The sequence below is a fragment of the Mediterraneibacter hominis genome, from assembly GCF_014287475.1.
GTDB lineage: Bacteria > Bacillota > Clostridia > Lachnospirales > Lachnospiraceae > Mediterraneibacter > Mediterraneibacter hominis.
In genome coordinates this window covers 211,302-232,522 of the sequence record NZ_JACOPF010000001.1, presented here as the reverse complement: position 1 = coordinate 232,522, position 21,221 = coordinate 211,302, and the positions used below count along the sequence as shown (strand labels likewise).

General features: G+C 36.6%; 20 protein-coding genes. All 20 read right to left on the bottom strand.

Annotation, left to right across the window (positions count from 1 at the left end; genetic code table 11):
* Nucleotides 1–16 precede the first annotated feature (16 nt).
* Nucleotides 17–1,291 (bottom strand): O-antigen ligase family protein, encoded by a 1,275-nt coding sequence (locus tag H8S37_RS01065; RefSeq protein ID WP_186874212.1) that lies wholly within the window; start codon nt 1,289–1,291, stop codon nt 17–19.
* Complete coding sequence (locus H8S37_RS01060) at nt 1,288–2,247, bottom strand: hypothetical protein (protein WP_186874211.1); 960 nt, start codon at nt 2,245–2,247, stop codon at nt 1,288–1,290. Before H8S37_RS01060 ends, H8S37_RS01065 begins: the two co-directional genes overlap by 4 nt.
* A gap of 23 nt (nt 2,248–2,270) precedes the next feature.
* Nucleotides 2,271–3,365 (bottom strand): glycosyltransferase, encoded by a 1,095-nt coding sequence (locus H8S37_RS01055; protein ID WP_186874210.1) that lies wholly within the window; start codon nt 3,363–3,365, stop codon nt 2,271–2,273.
* Nucleotides 3,366–3,367: 2 nt separating this feature from the next.
* Complete coding sequence (gene wecB, locus H8S37_RS01050; RefSeq protein WP_186874209.1) at nt 3,368–4,471, bottom strand: non-hydrolyzing UDP-N-acetylglucosamine 2-epimerase; 1,104 nt, start codon at nt 4,469–4,471, stop codon at nt 3,368–3,370.
* Nucleotides 4,472–4,555: 84 nt separating this feature from the next.
* Nucleotides 4,556–5,629 (bottom strand): Gfo/Idh/MocA family protein, encoded by a 1,074-nt coding sequence (locus H8S37_RS01045; protein ID WP_186874208.1) that lies wholly within the window; start codon nt 5,627–5,629, stop codon nt 4,556–4,558.
* An 11-nt stretch (nt 5,630–5,640) separates the two neighbouring features.
* Nucleotides 5,641–6,954, bottom strand: coding sequence for a nucleotide sugar dehydrogenase (locus H8S37_RS01040; RefSeq protein ID WP_186874207.1), 1,314 nt, complete (start codon nt 6,952–6,954; stop codon nt 5,641–5,643).
* A 124-nt stretch (nt 6,955–7,078) separates the two neighbouring features.
* A complete protein-coding gene (locus tag H8S37_RS01035; RefSeq protein WP_186874206.1) occupies nt 7,079–7,726 on the bottom strand; it encodes an HAD family hydrolase in 648 nt (215 codons plus the stop codon).
* The gene (locus tag H8S37_RS01030) at nt 7,716–8,663 is read right to left on the bottom strand and encodes an ATP-grasp domain-containing protein (protein ID WP_186874205.1); all 948 of its coding nucleotides are present in this window, start codon (nt 8,661–8,663) and stop codon (nt 7,716–7,718) included. Before H8S37_RS01030 ends, H8S37_RS01035 begins: the two co-directional genes overlap by 11 nt.
* 10 nt (nt 8,664–8,673) lie before the next feature.
* Nucleotides 8,674–9,921 (bottom strand): glycosyltransferase family 4 protein, encoded by a 1,248-nt coding sequence (locus H8S37_RS01025; protein WP_186874204.1) that lies wholly within the window; start codon nt 9,919–9,921, stop codon nt 8,674–8,676.
* 23 nt (nt 9,922–9,944) lie between these two features.
* Nucleotides 9,945–10,625: a sugar transferase gene (locus H8S37_RS01020; RefSeq protein ID WP_186874203.1), complete on the bottom strand. Its 681-nt coding sequence runs from the start codon at nt 10,623–10,625 to the stop codon at nt 9,945–9,947.
* Between the two features lie 7 nt (nt 10,626–10,632).
* On the bottom strand, nt 10,633–11,832 hold the full coding sequence (locus H8S37_RS01015; protein WP_186875721.1) for a DegT/DnrJ/EryC1/StrS family aminotransferase: 1,200 nt from the start codon (nt 11,830–11,832) through the stop codon (nt 10,633–10,635).
* Nucleotides 11,833–11,841: 9 nt separating this feature from the next.
* Nucleotides 11,842–13,794, bottom strand: a complete 1,953-nt coding sequence (locus H8S37_RS01010; protein ID WP_186874202.1) for a polysaccharide biosynthesis protein — start codon at nt 13,792–13,794, stop codon at nt 11,842–11,844.
* Between the two features lie 186 nt (nt 13,795–13,980).
* Nucleotides 13,981–15,519 (bottom strand): LCP family protein, encoded by a 1,539-nt coding sequence (locus tag H8S37_RS01005; protein ID WP_186874201.1) that lies wholly within the window; start codon nt 15,517–15,519, stop codon nt 13,981–13,983.
* A 32-nt stretch (nt 15,520–15,551) separates the two neighbouring features.
* The gene (locus H8S37_RS01000; protein WP_186874200.1) at nt 15,552–16,472 is read right to left on the bottom strand and encodes a sugar phosphate nucleotidyltransferase; all 921 of its coding nucleotides are present in this window, start codon (nt 16,470–16,472) and stop codon (nt 15,552–15,554) included.
* Nucleotides 16,473–16,520: 48 nt separating this feature from the next.
* Nucleotides 16,521–16,796, bottom strand: a complete 276-nt coding sequence (locus H8S37_RS00995) for an HPr family phosphocarrier protein (RefSeq protein WP_186874199.1) — start codon at nt 16,794–16,796, stop codon at nt 16,521–16,523.
* 22 nt (nt 16,797–16,818) lie between these two features.
* Nucleotides 16,819–18,069 (bottom strand): CdaR family protein, encoded by a 1,251-nt coding sequence (locus H8S37_RS00990; RefSeq protein ID WP_186874198.1) that lies wholly within the window; start codon nt 18,067–18,069, stop codon nt 16,819–16,821.
* Entirely contained in the window at nt 18,056–18,931 is an 876-nt protein-coding gene (gene cdaA, locus H8S37_RS00985; protein WP_186874197.1) for a diadenylate cyclase CdaA, read from the bottom strand. Before cdaA ends, H8S37_RS00990 begins: the two co-directional genes overlap by 14 nt.
* Before the next feature lie 12 nt (nt 18,932–18,943).
* Nucleotides 18,944–20,068 carry a hypothetical protein gene (locus H8S37_RS00980; protein ID WP_186874196.1) on the bottom strand — a complete coding sequence of 375 codons (1,125 nt, stop codon included), beginning with the start codon at nt 20,066–20,068 and terminating at the stop codon, nt 18,944–18,946.
* 3 nt (nt 20,069–20,071) lie between these two features.
* Nucleotides 20,072–20,467: a hypothetical protein gene (locus H8S37_RS00975; RefSeq protein ID WP_186875720.1), complete on the bottom strand. Its 396-nt coding sequence runs from the start codon at nt 20,465–20,467 to the stop codon at nt 20,072–20,074.
* A gap of 82 nt (nt 20,468–20,549) precedes the next feature.
* On the bottom strand, nt 20,550–21,176 hold the full coding sequence (locus tag H8S37_RS00970; RefSeq protein ID WP_334298549.1) for a ComF family protein: 627 nt from the start codon (nt 21,174–21,176) through the stop codon (nt 20,550–20,552).
* Between the last annotated feature and the right edge of the window lie 45 nt (nt 21,177–21,221).

Here is a 21,221-nt window from a genome sequence, read left to right as displayed (position 1 = left end):
ATTTTTACAAATAGAATTAAATATAGTTGATTCTGTCTTTGTCTAAATTCCTTATATTGATAAAGATATAGAGTATTATACAAAACAAAAAATACATTGTATACACATTTGAAGGGCCAATTACCCATATAGGGAAACTAAAGATAAATATAATACTCAATTTTTCTATAGCTCTCAAAACATTCTTCCCTAAATATAACTTTATTGCGTATAATAGTGGAAAAACTAATAAAATAATACCTAGAAATCCCCAGTCAACCATAAATTCCAACCATGCATTGTGAAGATTTAAGCTTGATCCATTTAATGCCTGTACATATTCTGGATTTAAGTCTGGGAACTCAGCTTTTAGGGCAATCCCTAAATTTCCAGCTCCAAATCCTATTCCTTTCATTTCCCATATTTGTTTTAAAGCAAATAACGTAGTATTAGTTCTGAAAGAAACTGAAGCAGTATACGTAGGATATGGGTTATCAGTAAGTATTCTGCTAATTGGCTCCATAATAATTCCTTGTAAGGAATACCCATTAATAGTTGGATTTAGTAAAATAACACCAACACCTATAAATAAAGCTAACATAGGCACTGTCAAACGCCTAATAATGAAAGACCCCTTTGTAGACTTTGTGTTGACACAAAAAAGTAGGACTATTTGAAACAGACATCCGAACAAAGACGCTTTACAATCATTTATATATAGCAGTAAAAAGAAAAAAACTATCATCAATAAAAAAACTATATTTTTTCTTTCTTGTAATCTTAAAAGATATATAGGCAGAATGGCAGCAATATAACATCCGTAATTATTAGGATTATCTATCGGAAGATTCCCAAAAAAGAATGGAAAAATATCTGATAAAAATAAAATAATTCCAAGTAACATGCCCATAAAACAAAGCCAGTCTCCAAACTTTTTTTCAAATCTATTCCCTTCTTTTTCTTTTATTATAGAAATGAGCACTACAATTAAGAAAATAGAAAAATATAAAATTGTATATTTTATATATGCTGAAAAATCAAACACAAGATCTGTTCTATAAACTCTATAAAAAATCACATTAAAAATACTATTTATAAAGACAAAGACCATGCCACCTATAATTAAACGTCTAAACCATTTTGGATATAAAGCAATTATAAGCACTGCTATGGGAATGCTTAATCTGAAAAAAGTATATGTTGTTCCAGGGATACGTAAAATATCACTTAATACAGCCAATGTTAATATAAAATAGAATATTTTTTCAGTATATCGCTCGTTATTCATTTTAAAATATAATTCTTTATTCATGGTTTTAAATATACCCAGCCATTAAATTGTTTGTCATATAGTTTGTTTAACTGTAGAATGACATTCAATTCTTCTTTTTTAGTTGTCATAGATTTAATGATGAGGTATGTTTTTACTGTTGATTCTTTAGAAACAATTTTATTATAATTTTCAAAATCAGTAATATAAAGATTATCCAAATTTAATGCTTCCAGTTCTATTTTGATTTCTCTGATGTTATTTCCTAACACTAAAATTGCTTTTTCTTTTTTATTGAGAATAGTACACCATATTTTTAATAACTGACTATCTTTTTTACTAAGTTGTAATATTTCGTCTTTACCTAAAGCTTGTCTCAACTCCTCAGGAGAGGAAATGTGTTTATCCAAAATCATCAACACATAAACCAGAAAAACTCCACTTAACATAACTGCAAAAAATATTAAAACATCTTTCAATAAAACTGGACTATTCTCATCTTGAGTAACATATCTCTCAAGTCCCCCTATTTTTATTAATTCTGTCTCCTGTCTATAATTCTTCATTTTTTCATTAAGAACACTAATTATTGCATTCATTTGAGTATTCGCCAAATTTTTCTCATTAAATATTTTTAAAATAAAAAAATTACTATTTGCTATTGGTTCTAGTAAAATCTTATTCCAGTTACTGATAATTTCTTCACCTTCATTTTCCAATAAATCATTGATTTCTTTTTGTACATCTTCTATACTTAATAGGGTCTTACAATTTCCAATAATTGAAGAAGTTGCTATATTTTGTATATTTTCTTCATCAATTTTAACCGGTAAAATCTTCTGTTCATAAGATTCTATATTTTTATCTGAATTCATATTAGAACGTATACCCATTCCTAACAAAACACCGCCCAATATCAGACAAATCATCAAAATCCACCAATATTTTTTTAAATATGTTATAGTTTTCTCTCTTGTTATAATCAATTCTTCTAACATGTTCACCTCTGATACCTATTTAATTATCTCAAAGTTTTTATTAGTTCAATTTCTTTTTGCGTAGTATTTTTTCCAAAATATTTTTGATTTTTTGCTATTTCTCGATTAGTCATAGCATAATTAAATATTTTTGAAAAATTTTGCCGGTCTTTATCATTTGAAATAAAATAAACATTTTTAAAGCCTTCAAATACTTCTTTGCATACGGGTATATCAGATGTTATCAGCGGAATGCCATATGTTGCCAATTCACAAGCCATAACCCCCTGTGCATCTGTTCTTGTCGGCATTAATGCACATTTTGACTGTTCAAGATATCTGAGTATTTCTTCATGTTTTAAATACCTGGGAATAACCTCCAGATTATGTGGCTTTTCATAATGTTCAAAATAATTTCCTTTCCCTATTAAGCACATTTTATATGCTGGATTTTCTTCTGCAATACGGCATATAACATCTACACAATATTTAGATCCATCCAAATTATTCCGGATGCTAATAATATCATATTTTTTCTCTTTTTCCGTATTATATGTAATACGTTCAAATTCCTTTCCTATACAATTGTAAATAATATGATATCTATCCACTAAATACTCTTTATTTACTTTTGTCCACTTTAGAAATTCATCATACATCCAATTACTTACAAATACAAATTGTATCTTCTGGTAATTTTCTTCAAAAAATCTTTTCCACATCTTTAATTTTATAATATCATATATATCTTTTGCTTTTTCTAAAACAAGATTTCTTTTTATATATTTATAAGGTTTCGGATAAACTTTTGCGCATCTAAGAACTTCATGTCCATGAAAAAAAAACATATAATTATCAAATTTTGAACCATACTTTTTTACAAATCTATAATGATGTTTCAAATTACATGCATGAATTATCAAAAGTTTCCCGTACTTTTCTTTTTCTATACATTTCTCATATGTTTTCTCCGTAATCACTTCAATTCCATCTATTATATAATCATGTTGTGCACTAAAATTTAGAACTGTTACATAAATCCCAGCTTCTTTATAAGCCATATTTCTAGCATGTACATAATACAAATTAATTCCACCTTGCAGATCCGGATATGACTCTACTGCTATCAAACTTTTCATTATTATGCTCCTAACTTTTCTACTATTATGTCCGCTATTTGCAAACTTGCTGTACCATCACCATATGGATTTGATGCTTGGCTCATACGATTATATTCATCTTTATTTTCTACTAACATTTTAAAGCTCTCATATATCTTTAATTCTTCTGTTCCTACTAATTTTAATGTACCTGCCTCAATTCCTTCAGGTCTTTCTGTAGTATCTCTCATTACAAGTACTGGTTTTCCCAGAGATGGAGCTTCTTCCTGTATTCCTCCACTATCAGTTAAAATTAAGTAACTTCTTGCTAAAAAATTATGAAAATCAATTACATCCAATGGTTCTATAATATGGATTTTCTCATTATTTCCGAGAATTTTATCAGCAGTTTCTCTCACTACTGGATTCATGTGAATTGGATAAATAACTCTAATATCTGAATATTCATTACAAACCCTTTTTATAGCTCTAAACATATTTTCCATAGGCTGTCCTAAATTCTCACGTCTATGTGCAGTAATCATAATAAGCCTTTTTCCCTCACACCAATCTAATTCCGGATGTCTATAATTTTGCATTACAGTTGTCTTTAATGCATCTATAGCTGTATTACCTGTTACAAAAATAGTCGATATATCCTTTCCTTCTTTTAGTAAATTTTGTTTCGCCATTTCTGTAGGCGCAAAATTTAAACGGCTAATAATACCCACAGCTTCCCTATTAAATTCTTCAGGATATGGCGAATCTATATTATACGTACGTAAACCTGCTTCAACATGTCCTACAGCTATATTTAAGTAAAAACATGCTAATGCTGTCACAAACGTAGTCGATGTATCTCCATGTACTAATACCAAATCTGGTCTTTCTTTCTCCAAAATATTTTTTATTCCATTCAAAATATTAATCGTGACATCAAATAGAGTTTGCCTCTCTTTCATTACAGATAAATCATATTCTGGAATAATCTGAAAAGTATCCATTACCTGATCAAGCATTTGTCTATGTTGACCTGTTACACATACTTTTATATCTAGATTTTTTCTCCTTTTAAGTTCTTTTATTAACGGGCACATTTTTATTGCTTCTGGTCGCGTCCCGAAAACCACCATTATCCTTTTCATATATGCTCCTCTATATGTTTTATCAATTTTTAATTCGTCAAAAAATATCTTTAATTGCTTTAACTTAATTGATTTTCCAAATATTTAAAACTCTCCGATCATATCAATTGTCGAAAAATCATTTAAAGGAAGCCTTACCACATTCCTTTCTTTTTGACTTTTATAAATTGCTAGTACTAATTCTAGTGCATTTCTTCCTGCATATGCATCTACATATGGTACTCTATTATTTTTTATTGCTTCAATCATATCTGCATATAAACTCGTATGGCCATTTCCATACACATTACTCGTCTGCTCTTCTAAACCTTTATTTTCCTGATCTTTAGCTGTCTCGTCAGAAAAATTCCATACATCAATATTATTGGTAGACTTTCCTCCTAATTTTACCGTTCCCTTCTCTCCAAATAAATATAATGTTTCTTCTAAGTTTTGAGGATAAACATTTGTTGTACCTTCCACTGTAGCAACTGCACCATTTTTAAATTTCACTACTGCCATTCCTATATCTTCAGCTTCAAGATAGTTGTGAAACTGCTGTTTTGTAACACCATAAACCGATTCTATATCATCCCCCATCATCCACCGTAAAAGATCAATTCCATGTATGCACTGATTCATTAATGCACCGCCATCCTGTTTCCAGGTTCCTCTCCATGGTGCTTGTGAATAATATTCTTTATTTCTATTCCAACGTACATGGATGGAACCATGGGATAATCTTCCAAATCTCCCCGTATCTAAAGCTTTTCTCATTTCCTGAACAGCAATATTGAAGCGATTCTGATGACATGCTGATACTTTTACACCTTTTTCTTCTGAAAGGCTAATAATTTTATCTGCATCAGATATGCTCATAGCCATAGGTTTCTCAATAATAACATTTACTCCTTGTTGTATACAATATAACGCAATTTCCGCATGAAGACCACTTTCTGTTGCTATCGCAACTAATTCTGGTTTCTTTTCCTCTATCATTTTTTTATAATTTGTATATCGCGCTATACTTTTATTATGCTTCAGCCCGTGCTTATCCAAAACTGCTTCTATATGTTCCGGTATTATATCACACGCAGCTACAAATTCAAGTTTATTATTAAGCGCCGCTTTTATGTGATTAGTTGATATTCTGCCACAGCCTATTAATCCATATCTCATACTACCATCTCCTATAAAATTTCTATGTTATCTCTATCATCTATATTTTTCATTACATTCTTTGTATCAAAAATCGCTTTTGCATTTCTTTGAATCATATCATAATTTACATTGCTATGAGCCGTTGTAATCATTATCAAATCATATGCCGCTACTATTTCTGGAGTCAGCTTTTCTATACCTCTATGCTTTTCTCCTAAATATTTATACTCTTTTATCCATGGATCGTAAAAGTCTACCTTTGCCTTTTCTCTTTTTAGAATTTCAATCACTTTAAGAGCTGGACTTTCTCTGTAATCATCAATATCCTGCTTATATGCTACCCCAAGCACAAGCACTTTTGCTCCGTTCATGGCCTTAGCATAAGAATTAAGCAGCTTGCTCGCTCTTTCTACACAATATTCTGGCATCTTGTCATTAATCATCATAGAACTTTCAATCATAGAAGTATGAAAACCATATTCCCTAGCTTTCCAACTTAAATAATAAGGATCAAGCGGAATACAATGACCTCCAAGGCCCGGTCCTGGATAAAACGCCTGGAATCCATATGGCTTTGTTTTCGCAGCGTCAATCACTTCCCACATACTAATTCCCATTTCTTTACATAACATCGTCAGTTCATTAATAAGCCCTATATTAATATTTCTATACGTATTTTCTAAAATTTTTTCCATTTCGGCAATTGCTGGTGAAGACACCTCATATACTTCTCCATCCAGTACTGCACGGTACATAGCTGCAATTACCTCTGTAGCATCTTTTCCTATTGCCCCAACTACTTTAGGTGTATTTTTTGTTTTATAAATTAAATTTCCTGGATCTACACGTTCTGGTGAAAATCCTAAATAAAAGTCTTCCCCACACTTTAGCCCCGAACCTTTTTCTAAAATTGGTTTAATTAATTCTTCTGTAGTACCTGGATAAGTAGTAGATTCCAATACTACCATCGTTTCCTTAGTTAAGTATTGTGAGATTTCCTCTGCTGATGCCTTCACATAGCTAATATCTGGTTGCTGATGTTTATCTAAAGGAGTCGGAACACAAATAGCAATAAACTCTACATCTTTAACAAAGCTAAAGTCAGTAGTTGCCTGTAACATACCGCTTTTAACTAATTCCTTTAAATCACTATCTACAACATCTCCTATATAATTGTGCCCCTTATTAACAAGATTTACTTTTTCCGTTTGTACATCAAACCCAATTGTTTTAAAACCTGCTTTTGCTTTCTCTACAGCAAGCGGTAATCCAACATATCCTAATCCTACTACTCCTACTGTTATTTTTCTCTCTTTGATTTTATTAAGTAATCTTTCTTTCATAATCTTTCCTTCCTTATCACACACTTTTTTACTATTACATTTTTATGATATTAGCTTTATAAGCCATACACAAACTCAAAAATATACAAGCACTATTTTATACCATCCCTCCTATAATTCTTTCTCAAAATTTTTTCTCTTTAATAACTATATATTTTGAAACTACTGCATTATAGTCCGCTGCCTTTCTTATTTCACATGAAAAAACATCAGAATTATACAGTCCACTCTCTACAAAATACCCTTTGATATTTAATTCTTCAGCGCATTCCATATCTAAAGGGCTATCTCCTATAATGATATCATCCTTATTAACAATATTTTTTAAATATTCTAACTTAGCATTATTGGAAGTCGGTTCTACTACAGTAATACTGTCAAAACAATTCTTTATATTTAAATACCCTATTTCCCATCTAAGATTCTCTGCATTTCTTCTTTGAGAAAGTAATTTTACATGATACCCTTCTTTTTTCAACTTTTCATATGCCAATTTAGGATTATCTATAATTCTGTCTTCTTTTAAATATTCCTTGTTTTCTAGTCTCTCTCTTTTAAACATCACATAATCTTCAATATCTATATCCCTTTGGCAAAGCTCTCTGATAATTTCATGTTCTTTCTTCCCCGTCCGTTTTCTATTCACAAATATCCCATAAGGCAGTCGAAGATTAAAATTATTAAGCATATACTCCTGTATAATTTTAAAATATCGTGGGAAAACATCTACAATAGTTCCATCAAAGTCAACGTAAACTGTCCTATTCTGCATGAACATAAACCTCTTCAAAATATCTTATCATAGTTAAACCTATATTCTTTTCATCTCTTCTCCATTTTGTTATTTTTTCCCCTAAAATTAATCGTACCAGTAGATAAGGTATATCAAACCCACTTGCTACAGTTACAGGTAATCCTCCAGATGCAAAACGTGTATTAAAATCAAAGATTTTAATATTTTTTTCATTATCTATTTTAAACTGAAAATTTACAGGTCCCTTTATACGCCCTGTAGATTCTAACTTTTCAATAATTTTTTTTACACCATCTATCTCCCTGTTTATACTAATAACAGCTCCTCCCCCATTCATTTTCTTTCGTTCTCGTATATTATATCCAATACATTCCCCCTCCCTATCAAATAAACAATCTACCGTATATTCTGTTCCTTCTAAATATTCTACTACAATTGTGTTTTCTACTTTTCTACTATAATATTCAAATTCATCTTGATTTTTTATTATAAATGTTTTTTTACTTCCGGTGTCTTCTTTTGCTTTCAAAACTACTGGATATACTTTTGGTGCCTCCACAATAATTGGAACCGCGATCCCTATTTTATTTAAATATTGATAACACGTCTCTTTATTATGTAATAATTTGTGGGTTTTATTGTCCATAATAAGCAACTTATCTTTATATCTACCTATCTTTTCTTCTTCTTCACAAAAAGTATTCATATCATATGAAGTTATCGGAATAATAACATCTACCTTTTCTAGCTCAATAATTTTATTTATCTTTTCAAAATATTTTACATCATTTACTGCTGGTACAGTATAGAAACTGTCTAGCCAGATTTTAGAAGCAACTAACTCTGACATATCAACCCCTATCAACCTTAAATTTCTATACTTTCTAAGACTTTTCGATAAAAATACCCCCGTAGAACCCCCAACAGATGTAAGAAGTACATTCACTTTTTTCATTTACTTCCTCCTAATTGCTAACAGCCGAATATAATACATGCTCTATTTTCTCTGTCAAGTATTTATAGTCAAATTTTTGAGCCACTGCTTTTGCATTATTACACATTTCAGCATATATATTTGTATCCAAATTACTAAACTCTATCATAACCTTTGCATATTCTTCGGCGCTTTGAAACTCTTTTGCAATTCCTATGTTAAATCTACTAATTAAATCGTATTGCATATATACATTAGATAATACCGGTTTACCACTAGCCATATATTCAAATAATTTATTCCAGCTACATCCATAATTTTTTATATTGGTTGATTTTACATTAACCAAATTGACATCTGATTTAGAAAGTATATAAGGTATATATTTTTTTTCAACCTTTCCTTTAAATACTATATTAAGTCCACAGCGCTTACTTTCCTGTTCTAATGCTTCTTTCTCTGTCCCGTCTCCAAATACTAAAATTTGTAAATTCGCAATTCCTTTTTCTTTAATTACTTTTGCAGCCTCTATTAAACTTTGCAAATTATTAGCCAGTCTGATCGACCCCATATAAACAAACTTAAATTTACTTTTATCATCCAAATCTAAGTCTAAATATTTAAATGTTTTCTTATTCCTTTCAAACTCCTCTATATCCACACCATTATTTATATAATTCACCTTTTTAAGATCTATTTCAGATAGTAATCCTCTTTCAGTAAAATAATTTTTCCATCCCTCCATGGTAAAAATCAATTTATCTGCTTTCTTATATATCCATTTTTCCAACTGATATAAAATCAAAATTATGGGATTATATTCCGATAATTTATTATACTCAACCACTGATTTAGGCCACAAATCCCTCACTTCCACCACTACCGGGATCTTATGTTTTCTTCCGAAAAGCAATGCAAAATACGCCACAAACAAATCCGGTGAAGATGTATAAATCACATCCGGCTTCTGTTTCTTATAAAACAGCTTCATTGTTTTCCATGTTTTAAATGGAAGATCCATCATATTAATGATTCTATCCAGCCCGTTTCCCTTATAGTCTCTGCTGCGCACGAAGGTATACTCCACCCCATCTTCCATTTCTTCTCTGTAAAGGGATTTATCTTTAATCATGTTAATATCTGTATTGTGGATTTTACTGGAAGTAAAAATCTTCACAGTATGTCCTTTTTTTTGAAGATATTTGGAAAAATAATAATGTCTTACTAACCCTCCCATACTCGGTGGTATTGCATAGTGATTAACAATCCATATGTTCATCGAGGTTTCTCCTTCATTACCTGTTACTTCATCACCGCCACTACTGTGGCGATCATTGTCTTTATATCCTGCCAGAAACTGAATTTTTCGATTGCTCTCAGATTATACGCCATTTTTTCCGGCAATATAGTTTCTATATATACCTGATCTGCATTATCTGCCGATTCCAGCAGACGTTCTTCATCTTTATATTCAATGCTCGCCAGAGAGGTCACCCCTGCCGGAAGAAGAAGCGTCGCTTTCATTTCATTTGTATAGTGGACAACATACTTTTCTACCTCTGGCCTGGTACCCACAAAGGTCATATCTCCCGTCAAAATATTCAGAAGCTGCGGCAATTCGTCCAGCCTGCATCCTCTCAGTGCCTTTCCGGCCTTTGTCACCCGCGCATCTCCTTTTGTCGTCACCTGAGTCCCCATCTTATCCGCATGATTTACCATTGTGCGGAACTTAAATATCCGAAAGGTTTTTCCATACTGTGTCACTCTCACCTGTCTGAAAAATACAGGTCCTTTTGAGTCTGCCTTTATCCAGACAGACAGAATAAGCAGTATAGGAGATAATATAATAAGGAGCAGACCTGCGGCTATTATATCAAATATCCGTTTTAGAAGCAAACTTCCTTTATGTTTCTGCAGTATGTTATAGTATTTTTTTACTTCCTCCACCTGCATATCCTCGGGAAGGTTCTCCCATTTTCTCATGTTTTTCTTATTCCTCGCTTAAACATTTTTTAAACACTTCAATTACATACTTCACTTCTTCATTCGTCAGCTTCGTATGAAGCGGCAGCGTTATTTCATTTTCAAACATTGCATATGCGTTTGGGTACTGTCTCATATCAAACCCAAGCTTCTTATATGCAGTCAAAAGAGGAAGCGGTTTATAGTGCACATTCGTTGCCACTCCGGCCTCTGCCATTTTCTTTATAATCTGGTTACACTCTTCCCTGTTTTTCCCATTTAGTCTTACCAGATACAAGTGTCCGCTGGATGCATAATTCTTTCCAAAATGTTTAAGAACTTTCACATCCAAACCTTTTAGTCCTTCATTATACCTCTCTATAATTTCTTTTCTTCTCTTTAGAAGCGCAGGATATCTTCTTAACTGTACAATTCCAAGAGATGCCATAATATCTGTCATATTGCATTTGAAATAGGGTGCCGCAATATCATATTCCCAAGCTCCCAGCTGGGTTTTTGCCAGCGCGTCCTTTGACTGACCATGCAGAGAAAGAAGCATATACTGCTTGTAAATCTCTTCGTTGTCCACACCCTCTATATCTCTCCATACAACTGCTCCGCCCTCCGCAGTTGTCAGGTTTTTTACAGCATGGAAAGAAAAGCTTGTAAAATCTGCAAACTCTCCGCTGTGTCTCCCGTTTTTCACCGCGCCAAACGCATGCGCACTGTCTGCGACTACCGCAACACGTCCTATCTTTTTCTGCAGCTTAGTCTCTCCATGAAATAGTGCTTTTTTACGTTCTACTATCTCAAAAATCCTTTCATAATCGCAGATAACGCCTCCCAGGTCAACCGGAATAATTGCTTTTGTCTTTTCCGTAATTGCTGCTTCCAGCTTCTCATAATCCATTTCGTAAGAATCCGGCTGTACATCCACCAAGACAATCTTTGCTCCCACGTGATGGATCACACTCGCAGATGCTGTGTACGTATAGGCGCTGGTAATCACCTCATCTCCTGGTCCAATTCCAAGTACCCGCAATGTCATTTCGCTGCATGCTGTCGCTGAATTTAAACACACTGCTCTGCTCGTATGGCAATACTGTGCAATCTGCTTTTCAAAAAGCTTTGTCTTAGGTCCTGTTGTTATCCAACCGTTCCTTAAAGTATCTGCTACTTCCGCAATTTCCTCTTCTGTAATATCCGGAGGGGAAAACGCAATATGCATATTTTTCATTTATCTGTCCTCCATCACTGGTTTTTCATGGCTTGCCTTTCCAAGACTTAGAAGCTCTTGATAGGATTCCTCATCCCGTTCTTTATCTTCTGGTTTAATGTGGTATGTCGGCACGATTCTGGATACAATCTCTTTTACATCTCTGCGTTCCTCTGACGCTGCTTCCTCTAGAAGCTTTAATTCGCTCAAAAAGTGTACTTCATTAAACTCCAGAGGCTTACCTACATAAATCAGATTATTCGCGGTTTTTTGAAGCCCCTCTTCTCTTGTCAAAATTTCCTCATATAGCTTTTCGCCCGGTCTTAAGCCCGTATAGACGATATCCATATCTACTCCTAAAGTATACCCAGAAAGACGAATCAGATTCTTTGCAAGGTCTGCAATCTTTACCGGTTCTCCCATGTCCAGGACAAAAATTTCTCCACCTTTGGCAAATGCGCCGGCCTGTAAAACCAAAGATACTGCCTCTGGTATTGTCATAAAATACCGTATAATATCTGGATGTGTAACCGTAATCGGCCCTCCGGCTGCCATCTGTTTTTTAAACAACGGAATAACGCTCCCGTTACTGCCCAGAACATTTCCAAATCGTACCGCTACAAATTCTGTACGAGAATACCTGCTAAAGGTCTGTATAATCATCTCGCAGAGCCGCTTAGATGCCCCCATAATATTCGTAGGATTCACCGCTTTATCTGTTGAAATCAGCACGAACTTTTTTACACCATACTTGTCCGCTGCTCTTGCTGTCTTGTAGGTTCCAAACACATTATTTTTGATCGCTTCATTCGGGCTGTCCTCCATCAGCGGCACATGTTTATGAGCTGCTGCATGGTAAACCACATCCGGACGATACAGCTCCATTACACTTTCAATCCGCTTTGTATTTCTAACAGAACCAATCAAAACCTCCAGCTTTAACGCCGGATACTTTTTCTTTAATTCCTGCTGTATATCGTAGGCATTGTTCTCATAAATATCAAATATAATCAACATTCTCGGATTATGAGCTGCTATCTGCCGGCACAGCTCACTGCCAATAGAGCCACCGCCTCCTGTTACCAGCACAACTTTATTTCGAACATAACCAGAAATACTGTCTATATCAATTTTAATTGTATCTCTTCCAAGCAGATCTTCAATGGAAACCTCCCGCAGCTTCGAGACGCTTACTTCCTCTGTAATTAACTGATATACTCCCGGCAGTACTTTTAATTTACACTCTGTCTCATTACAAATACGCAAAATATCTCTTGTGTCTTTCGCACTTGCCGATGGAATCGCCAATATAATTTCATCGACATTATATTTCCTGGCAAGCTCTTTTATCTTTGTCCTGTCTCCCATTATACGGACGCCGCGGATATATTTTCCTTTCTTAGAAGGATTATCGTCTATCACACAGACTACATTCCGATTTAGATGTCTGCTGGTTTTCATCTCAGTGATAATAATATTCCCAGCCTCTCCGGCTCCGATTACCATTGTGTTTACAGGGCGTTTTCCACTTCTTACTAATCCTCTTTTCAGGACATGTAAAATTCGATAAGAAAATCTTGTAGCCAGCGTTGTCATTGTCAGGAAAAAGAAATAAAAAATGTGAAAGCTTCTCGGTACTGCTAAATACAGAAAGCTCATTCCCATTGCCTGAAATGCTGTCGAAAGCATGCTTGCTCCGACAATCAGCCCTGCCTCATGCATACTTGCATAAGACCAAACTCTATTATAAAGATTTAAAACAAGGAAAATCACAAGAGTTGTTATCACATTGACAGCTACATAGGCCCTCACGCTCGCCATATATTCTGCCGGCACCCATCCATAATACACATTGTCCAGCTTGAACCGGATAATCAATGCAAAGTAAGAATCAAAGATAATTGTAAGAATATCTACAATGAAGAGCAAAATCATTCTTGTCCTTGAAGTCTTTAGACTAAATATATTTTTCATAATAATCCTCTCCGATAATAATGTTACAAATTATTACAACTTTTTTACATACTATAATATCATACCAAATTTCTAAAAATTATACAACGATTATATAGAGAAAAAATGTATAGATATTGTGTCTTTTCGAGAAAATATACAGCAAAAAGCACAAGAAAGACTCCTAAAGTCTTTCCTGTGCTTTTTTTAATTCAGTGCTTCTCCCTCTGTAAGCGTCCCGCCTTCTTCTTCCACCACATTGATCAAATCTATGATGTCATCTACTTGCTCATAATCCGGCTCTACAACGGAAAGAAGCGTATCGTAACCGCTGGAATAGCAGTATCCTTCACTATTATACCCTTGTGCAGCCACTGACTGAATTGTCCATTTTGGATTTTTATTTAATTGATGTTTAATCAATGCGTTAATCTGATTTTGAGACATATTCGTTTCTACGTCCTTGCTTACCTGATTCATAATACTATTTGCTTTCAAAAGCATCGTTGGAGATAAGCATTTCTTCAGCATTGCTGTAATAACAGCCTGCTGGTTCTTTCCTCTCTGGTTATCTCCATCCGGCAGGTTCTGCCGTTCTCTTGAAAATGCAAGTGCCTGCTCACCAGTAAAATGATTCATTCCCTGCTGTACATCCATGACATATTCTGAATCTGGGCTCGTAGTGAAGGCATACTCTGAATAAACATCGATTCCGCCCAACGTATCTACAATATCAATCAAGGAGGTAAAGTTCAGCCTTGCATAATAATTGATGTCCGTCTCATACAACGTTCCTAACGTTTCCATAGATGCATCTACACCATAAATCCCCGCGTGTGTCAGCTTATCCGGCAATCCTTCCGAAATTCCAGGAATCGGAACGTAATAGTCTCTCGGAGTTGTTACAAGCAATATCTGATATGTCGCAGGATTTACAACTGCAATAATATTTACGTCACTCCGGCTCGTCTCTGATACATCTCCATATACGTCAATTCCACTGATATATACTGTAAACGGTTCTTTCGTAATGCTGTCGTCTGAAGCCCCACCGAACTCTAACTGTATCCGAATTTCATGGCTATAGATTACCTTTACACTTTCTTCAAAATCCGGCACTGCTTCCTCCATTAGGCTTGTATATGCCTGGTTATATACAATAGCATCCACTTCTCCGTCACGCAATGCAACCGCCTGTTCCTGAATCGAATCATATTCCTCAGTCACTACATCGGTTCCTAATTCCTGCTGAATATCTGTCACTGCCGCCTGCATGTTATCCGCGCCTTTATTAAACTGTACGCCAAAAATATAATCAGCGGCATCCTCTAACACCTCTGCCGGATCATCTGCTCTGACTGCCACTACCATCTTATCTACCTTATAACCGCCGTTTGTGATTTTTCCAATCATATCATTTGCCTGCGCTACATAGTAAGAGCCCGTCAGCAGAACCAGCGTCATAAAGAGGCTGAATATTTTCCCCGGCACCCCTCGCTTCTTACGCGCCACCTGGGAATTTAAAGTAATACACCACAGCAGAAACAAAAATGCCGCTATTAATGTCAGGTATTTCATAGGAAGCATGCCTAGAAGGTAAAGCACTATCATCAATACAATGCTGGCAACTGTCTGGAGAACAATGCAAAATGTTCCAAACCTGTTCCGCTTTGAACGTCGTGCGTATTTATCTGTATTTCTTTTTCTTCGTGCAGTATTCCCTGCCTGCTTTTTTTGCTTTGCCATTTTAAATTCCTTTTCATCTATTCAATTTCTTACTATTCGGCAAATAATCTGGAAGGATATGCGCCTTTCTCAATCAATTCTCTGACTGCATTTACAACCGTTTCCTTGTCTTCCTTATACGTCACTCCAAACCACTGATCATAAGACTTTAGCACTTTCACTTCCAGCTTTTCTTCTGCTAACAAGCCTCCTACAATTGTAGGAAGCAGATACTCTGCCTTTAAATCTTCTTCCGCCACATTGTCTAAGAAGTCAGAAAACCCTGTTTTCAACACATCAAAAAAATCTACTGTTAATCCCCACATGTTCATAGACACCGGAAGGTTTGCATCCAGCTCAATAACTTCCTTGTCCGTCCGTATTACAGCTCTTTCACCGTCTTTTTCAATATTACTCGTTTCTGTTATATCTGTCAGATATCCGTCTTCTCTGACATGGCAGACGCCTCTTGTCACACCGCCATTGTCACTGAGCGTATTTTTCAGTACAAAGCTAACCATACAAGCCTGTATTTTATCAGCTTCTGCCGGAGTTGTCAAATATCGATACGCTTTCACAAATGCCTCTTTTCCATAATAATCATCTGCATTTATCACTAAAAACGGCGTATTTACCACTTCCCTGCAGCAAAGAATTGCTTGTCCGGTTCCCCATGGCTTTGTCCGGCCGGCGAAGCGTTCTTTATATCTATCTGGAATATCCGTCACTTCCTGATAAGCATAGTCCACTTCCGTTATCTTTTCGATCCTTTCTCCGATGATCGCTTTGAAATCTTTCTCTAAGTCTTTCCGGATAACAAACACAACCTTGTCAAAGCCTGCATTCAATGCATCATAGATAGAATAATCCATAATGATTTCTCCATTGGGCCCAATTGGTTCTAATTGTTTAATCCCACCGCCAAAACGGCTGCCAATTCCCGCCGCCATAATCACTAATGTAGCTCTGCCCATCTTTTTTCTCCTTTTATTCTCCGGACACGCTGTAATCCTTGTCCGTTTTTATTCACCTAAACCATCCTCTACAATGCGTACCATCTCTTCCAGAGCTTCCTCTTCATCTTTTCCCTCACATAAAATCTCGATCTCATCTCCACTCTTTATGCATGCCCCTAATACACTCAGCACGCTTTTCGCATTTGCAGTTACGTCCTCCGACTTATTTATTTTTCGGATGACAATTTTACATCCAAACTGCATTGCTGTTTTACAGAACAATCCCGCCGGTCTTAAGTGCAGACCGGTAGGATTCTTAATCTTTACTTTTCCACTAACCATCCCTGTATACGCCTTTCCTATTCTAACTTTCTTTTTCTTCTAATATAACTTTGATTGCAGGGGTCTCTTTTAAACTTATCCCCTCCGGAACATCTACTGTCACCGGCACTTCATATGTACCGGGGTCTGTGTATTTTTTTAGATCAATAGAAACCGCTTCGGTAATATCCAATGTCTCCAATAATTCTTCCTTTCCTGTAAACTGCAGGGAAATCTCCGCACCAATCTCATAGCTGATCTTCAGCTTGTCTGAAAGGTTGCTGACCTTGATTGATTCTGCCTGCACCTCAACTGTCTTGACTCCTTCCTGCTCTATCAGAATTGTAACAACTACATTATTTGCAGTCTCTTCCGCCAGGCTGACGCCTTCTGGAAGATATGGAAGAATATCAACCGTTCTTTCCTCTTTTTCCTGGAGCCCACTGATGTCTATCTCGGAGTCTGGTATTTCTATTGATTCAATTTCATCCAGTGTCTCTCTATCTCCGCATATTTGAATACTTTCGGGCTCTGCAGTCAGACCTGCATACAGGTACCCCTCCGCCGGACTGCCTGTAACGCCAAATACAAGCGGTACTGTTTTCGTTTCCAGCATTTCTACATATACCGTAATTCCCTGTTCTCCCAGGTTATTCGTCAGTTGTGTCTGGTCTATCGCATTTCCGTTGACATCATACAAGATAAGTTCTGCCTCTACTTCCGTATCCTTAGAAAGTCCAGATACGTCAATTTTAGCGACTGCCTTGCTGATCTGCTGTATCTGAGATTCAGAGCCTCCGATAGAGAGCTTCTCCGGATTTACTGTCATCTCTCCGACGATATAACCGTCCCGCGGTGTTCCCGTAGCGCTGACCGTAAGCGGAAATGTATTCTTTGTCTTTCCTTCTATTTTAATCTTCAGATTCCCTGGGTTTGCCTCTGCCGATTCATATCCCCCAGAAACTCCTTTTACACTCACAGAAATTGGGACAAGATATGTGTTTGTATCCATTGCGCTTAGATCCGCCGTAGCAACAATGTCCTCTTTTGCAATGTCAGCCAGCACAGAACGCTTTGCATAAACTGTCACAGACGTCTTCTGTTCATCTAAGACCTGATATACTTTCCCCTGGTTTGTCACAACCTCTGGATTCGTAATCATCACGTCCACATCAGAGAACGTTGCTTTTGATACAGGATCGTCAATATTTACTACGATCAGCCAGAGCAGGGCAGCGAAAACAAATGCCATAATCTTCAGTCCAAAATTACGTGTCAAACTATACTTCTTCATCTTTCCGCCGTCCTTTCTTCCACAGAGTAAATTTCTTAGATTCAGGACTTCTATTCTGAATCTGGTGCAGCCTTGCAGCCAGATATTCTCTTGTTATGCCTCTTGTCAGATAGCCTCCCATTGCAACAGAAACCTTTCCGGTTTCTTCTGATACGACAATCACCAGAGCATCGCATACCTCGCTCATTCCCAGCGCCGCCCTGTGCCGCGTTCCCAGGTCCTTGCTAATCTGCATATTATCTGAAAGCGGCAGATAACATGTTGCAGAGGTAATTCTATCACCGCGTACAATGACTGCGCCATCGTGAAGCGGTGTATTATGTTCAAAAATATTCAGCAAAACCTGAGAAGAAATTTTACAATCTAATTCTATTCCGGTCATTTCATACTCTGTAAGCCGCGTAGCCTGCTCTACAACTATCAGCGCTCCTGTGCATACGCTGCCCATATCAAAGCAGGCCGTAACAATTCCGTCAATCGTCTCATCTGAAAATCTCTGGTTCTCTTTATTTTTATCAAATGGATTGATATTACTCAGCAGATTTTTTTCTCCCAGCTTTTCCAATGCGCGGCGAAGCTCCGGCTGGAACACCACGACTGCGGCCACAGCAAGTACATTGATTGACTCCCTGGCCAGAAAAAGGATTGTATGCATCTGAAAAATAGCTGCAATCAAAATAAACAGGAAAAGTATAATAATTCCCCGAAGCAGCATCCACGCCTTTGTATTCTTAATCCAGAGCATAATTTCATATACAATCACAGCAACAATGAGGATTTCAATGATGTCTGTCACATGTATATCCGGAAAATACCAGCCGTCTATATAGTTTTTAAAAAATCCGCTAAGCCATAATCTCACTATGTCACCGCCTTATTTCTGTTTTTCTTTATCCAGGCCAAGTTCCTTGCTCAAACTTCTCGTAAGGAGAATTTCATCTGTAGACTTCTCTCTTTCCTCTCTGCTGTTTCCTGCTGTTTTTCTCTGGACAGGTTTCTTTCTAATCCCCTTTGGCATACCCTCTGCCTTATTCTGTATTTCTTCCAGATCGATAGCGACTGTTTCCTGCCCCTGATGCTCTGTTATATGCTTCACGCTTTTCTCCGGCACTGCCACTCCTACTTTCGGCACTGCTTTTACATAATAATAGTATTCATCATCTTCAAATTGTATATGCTCTGTTCTAGAATAATCCACAGAAAAGAAAAGAAATTCCAGCACGAATCCTATCAACACCGCCGCAACGCCGCTGCCAATCAAAATGATATAAGAAATATGCAGTCCAAGTGCAAGATTTCCGGCCATACCAATGATAACTGCAGTGACAGCCCCTGCTGCAGAAGCAATTTTCCATGCGTGATCTACTGCCCTGGTCCTTATCGCATGTACAACCAAAAAACTAATTGCAACTGCCAGCACCATCGTCCACATTTCTTTATTGCCAATCGCCTGTTTCGCAAAAGTCATAAGTCCGCTTATCATCCCCCCTGCATCTGCTCCCTGTAAGGCTGTAGAAGATAGTTTTACCAGATGCACCAGGTAATAGGCAATCACTCCGCATACTGCCGGCACAACAAAGACCGGACCTCCTAAAAGTCCAAATGCCACCGGAACAATGACAGGAAGTTTATAAATACAGGCCAGCAGAGCAATCAAGACTACCCACGCATTTTTCGGTGTAAAACGAAAATAAAAAATATACATCATCAAGAAAATCAACACCGTAAAAGCTGCAATCGGCACAGACAGGACATATAGATGTATGATAACCAGAATGGTCGCCGCAATCACTGTAATCAGAAGCGGCAGAAAAGCACAAACTGCTGCAAGCCCTAATGTACATAGGATGGAAGAAGCGCTCTTCATAAATCCGATATTCGCATTAATTGCTCCAAATAAAAGTATTCCGAATAAAAACTGCAGCGCTTTTATTATATACATAGAATATTTCGCATATATCTGCTGCATCTGTTCTCTTAAAACCAGTAATGTACTCATACCCTACTTTTTCTCCTTCATATACATCTTTCCCAGACGGGATAAATCCCTGTAATACTTCTTCACTCTCTGCTTTGCCTGATTATGTTTTTTCTTGTAAAATCCACTCGCACAGACGCCGTATATGACAATCAGAACAAGGTAAGCGCCGATCGCCACAGCCGCTATGACAAATAACTTTGCAAAATTCAAATCCTCCAGCAAGCTGTCTGAATAGCAAAAAACCACCAGCCCCGCTGCACAGATATACCCGATTGTAACCCATACAAGAGTAATCCATGTATGCAGGCTTGCATAATCTTTTTTATAATAACTGCTGATTTTCAGATCCTCTTCCGCCCGGTTCTTTTCATAGATCGCCGCCCTTGTCATCAGGCGTATCCTGCTTTTGTCCAACATATGTACCTTGCACACCTTTCTATGATTCACTCTATTTTCGCCCTTATTTATATTAACACATCATTTTTAGTATAGCATACACTCAAAGCCCTTGTCCAATGCTTATGGTCAAAAAGTAAACATTTTGGACTCCGGCCTTTTTCAGTATTTTTGCCGCCGTATGTATGGTGTTTCCTGTCGTATAAATATCATCAATAAGCAGGACATTGTTCTTTGGCTTCCATGCTTTTGCCACTCCGAATGCGCCTTGCATATTTTCGCCCCGTTCCTTGTCATCTAATTTTTTTTGCGGCTTTGTCCTTTTTACGCGGAATAATGCCTCTGTATTGACCGGAATTCCTGTCTGTTTTCCCAATTCTCTGCCCAATAACTCGGCCTGGTTAAAGCCTCTCTTTTTTTGCTTCGAGGGATGGAGAGGAATTGGAAGAATTTCTTCTATTTTCCATTTATAAACCTGTCTGCCATACCGCTTAGCCAGCTCTTCCGCAAAAACTTTCGCATACACCCTTTTGTTGTGATATTTAAACTGATAAATTGCATGGCTTACTGGTTCTCTGTGCAGCCACAGGCTTTTTCCCTGTGTGTAAGCTAAACTGTGCTTCCGGCAATCCCGGCAGAACTCTGTTTCCTCTTTTCCCACAGGCTTTCCGCATTTCATACAGCGCGGCTCTTCTATGTATCTTATCTTTTTTCTGCACCCCGGACAGATTCCTTCTTTTTCAATTTTCCCGCAGAACGGGCACACCGGCGGATA

Bases quoted from the DNA above. Each gene is read 5' to 3' on its own strand.
- H8S37_RS01015 (WP_186875721.1), bottom strand. From the start codon at position 11,832: ATGCATATTGCGTTTTCCCCTCCGGATATTACAGAAGAGGAAATTGCG.
- H8S37_RS01005 (WP_186874201.1), bottom strand. From the start codon at position 15,519: ATGGCAAAGCAAAAAAAGCAGGCAGGGAATACTGCACGAAGAAAAAGA.
- H8S37_RS00980 (WP_186874196.1), bottom strand. From the start codon at position 20,068: ATGAGTACATTACTGGTTTTAAGAGAACAGATGCAGCAGATATATGCG.
- H8S37_RS01055 (WP_186874210.1), bottom strand. From the start codon at position 3,365: ATGAAAAGTTTGATAGCAGTAGAGTCATATCCGGATCTGCAAGGTGGA.
- H8S37_RS01035 (WP_186874206.1), bottom strand. From the start codon at position 7,726: ATGCAGAATAGGACAGTTTACGTTGACTTTGATGGAACTATTGTAGAT.
- H8S37_RS01045 (WP_186874208.1), bottom strand. From the start codon at position 5,629: ATGAGATATGGATTAATAGGCTGTGGCAGAATATCAACTAATCACATA.
- H8S37_RS00990 (WP_186874198.1), bottom strand. From the start codon at position 18,069: ATGAAGAAGTATAGTTTGACACGTAATTTTGGACTGAAGATTATGGCA.
- H8S37_RS01020 (WP_186874203.1), bottom strand. From the start codon at position 10,625: ATGAGAAAATGGGAGAACCTTCCCGAGGATATGCAGGTGGAGGAAGTA.
- H8S37_RS00975 (WP_186875720.1), bottom strand. From the start codon at position 20,467: ATGTTGGACAAAAGCAGGATACGCCTGATGACAAGGGCGGCGATCTAT.
- H8S37_RS01040 (WP_186874207.1), bottom strand. From the start codon at position 6,954: ATGAAAGAAAGATTACTTAATAAAATCAAAGAGAGAAAAATAACAGTA.
- H8S37_RS01025 (WP_186874204.1), bottom strand. From the start codon at position 9,921: ATGAACATATGGATTGTTAATCACTATGCAATACCACCGAGTATGGGA.
- H8S37_RS01060 (WP_186874211.1), bottom strand. From the start codon at position 2,247: ATGTTAGAAGAATTGATTATAACAAGAGAGAAAACTATAACATATTTA.
- wecB (WP_186874209.1), bottom strand. From the start codon at position 4,471: ATGAAAAGGATAATGGTGGTTTTCGGGACGCGACCAGAAGCAATAAAA.
- H8S37_RS01065 (WP_186874212.1), bottom strand. From the start codon at position 1,291: ATGAATAAAGAATTATATTTTAAAATGAATAACGAGCGATATACTGAA.
- H8S37_RS01030 (WP_186874205.1), bottom strand. From the start codon at position 8,663: ATGAAAAAAGTGAATGTACTTCTTACATCTGTTGGGGGTTCTACGGGG.
- H8S37_RS01000 (WP_186874200.1), bottom strand. From the start codon at position 16,472: ATGGGCAGAGCTACATTAGTGATTATGGCGGCGGGAATTGGCAGCCGT.
- H8S37_RS00995 (WP_186874199.1), bottom strand. From the start codon at position 16,796: ATGGTTAGTGGAAAAGTAAAGATTAAGAATCCTACCGGTCTGCACTTA.
- H8S37_RS01010 (WP_186874202.1), bottom strand. From the start codon at position 13,794: ATGAAAAATATATTTAGTCTAAAGACTTCAAGGACAAGAATGATTTTG.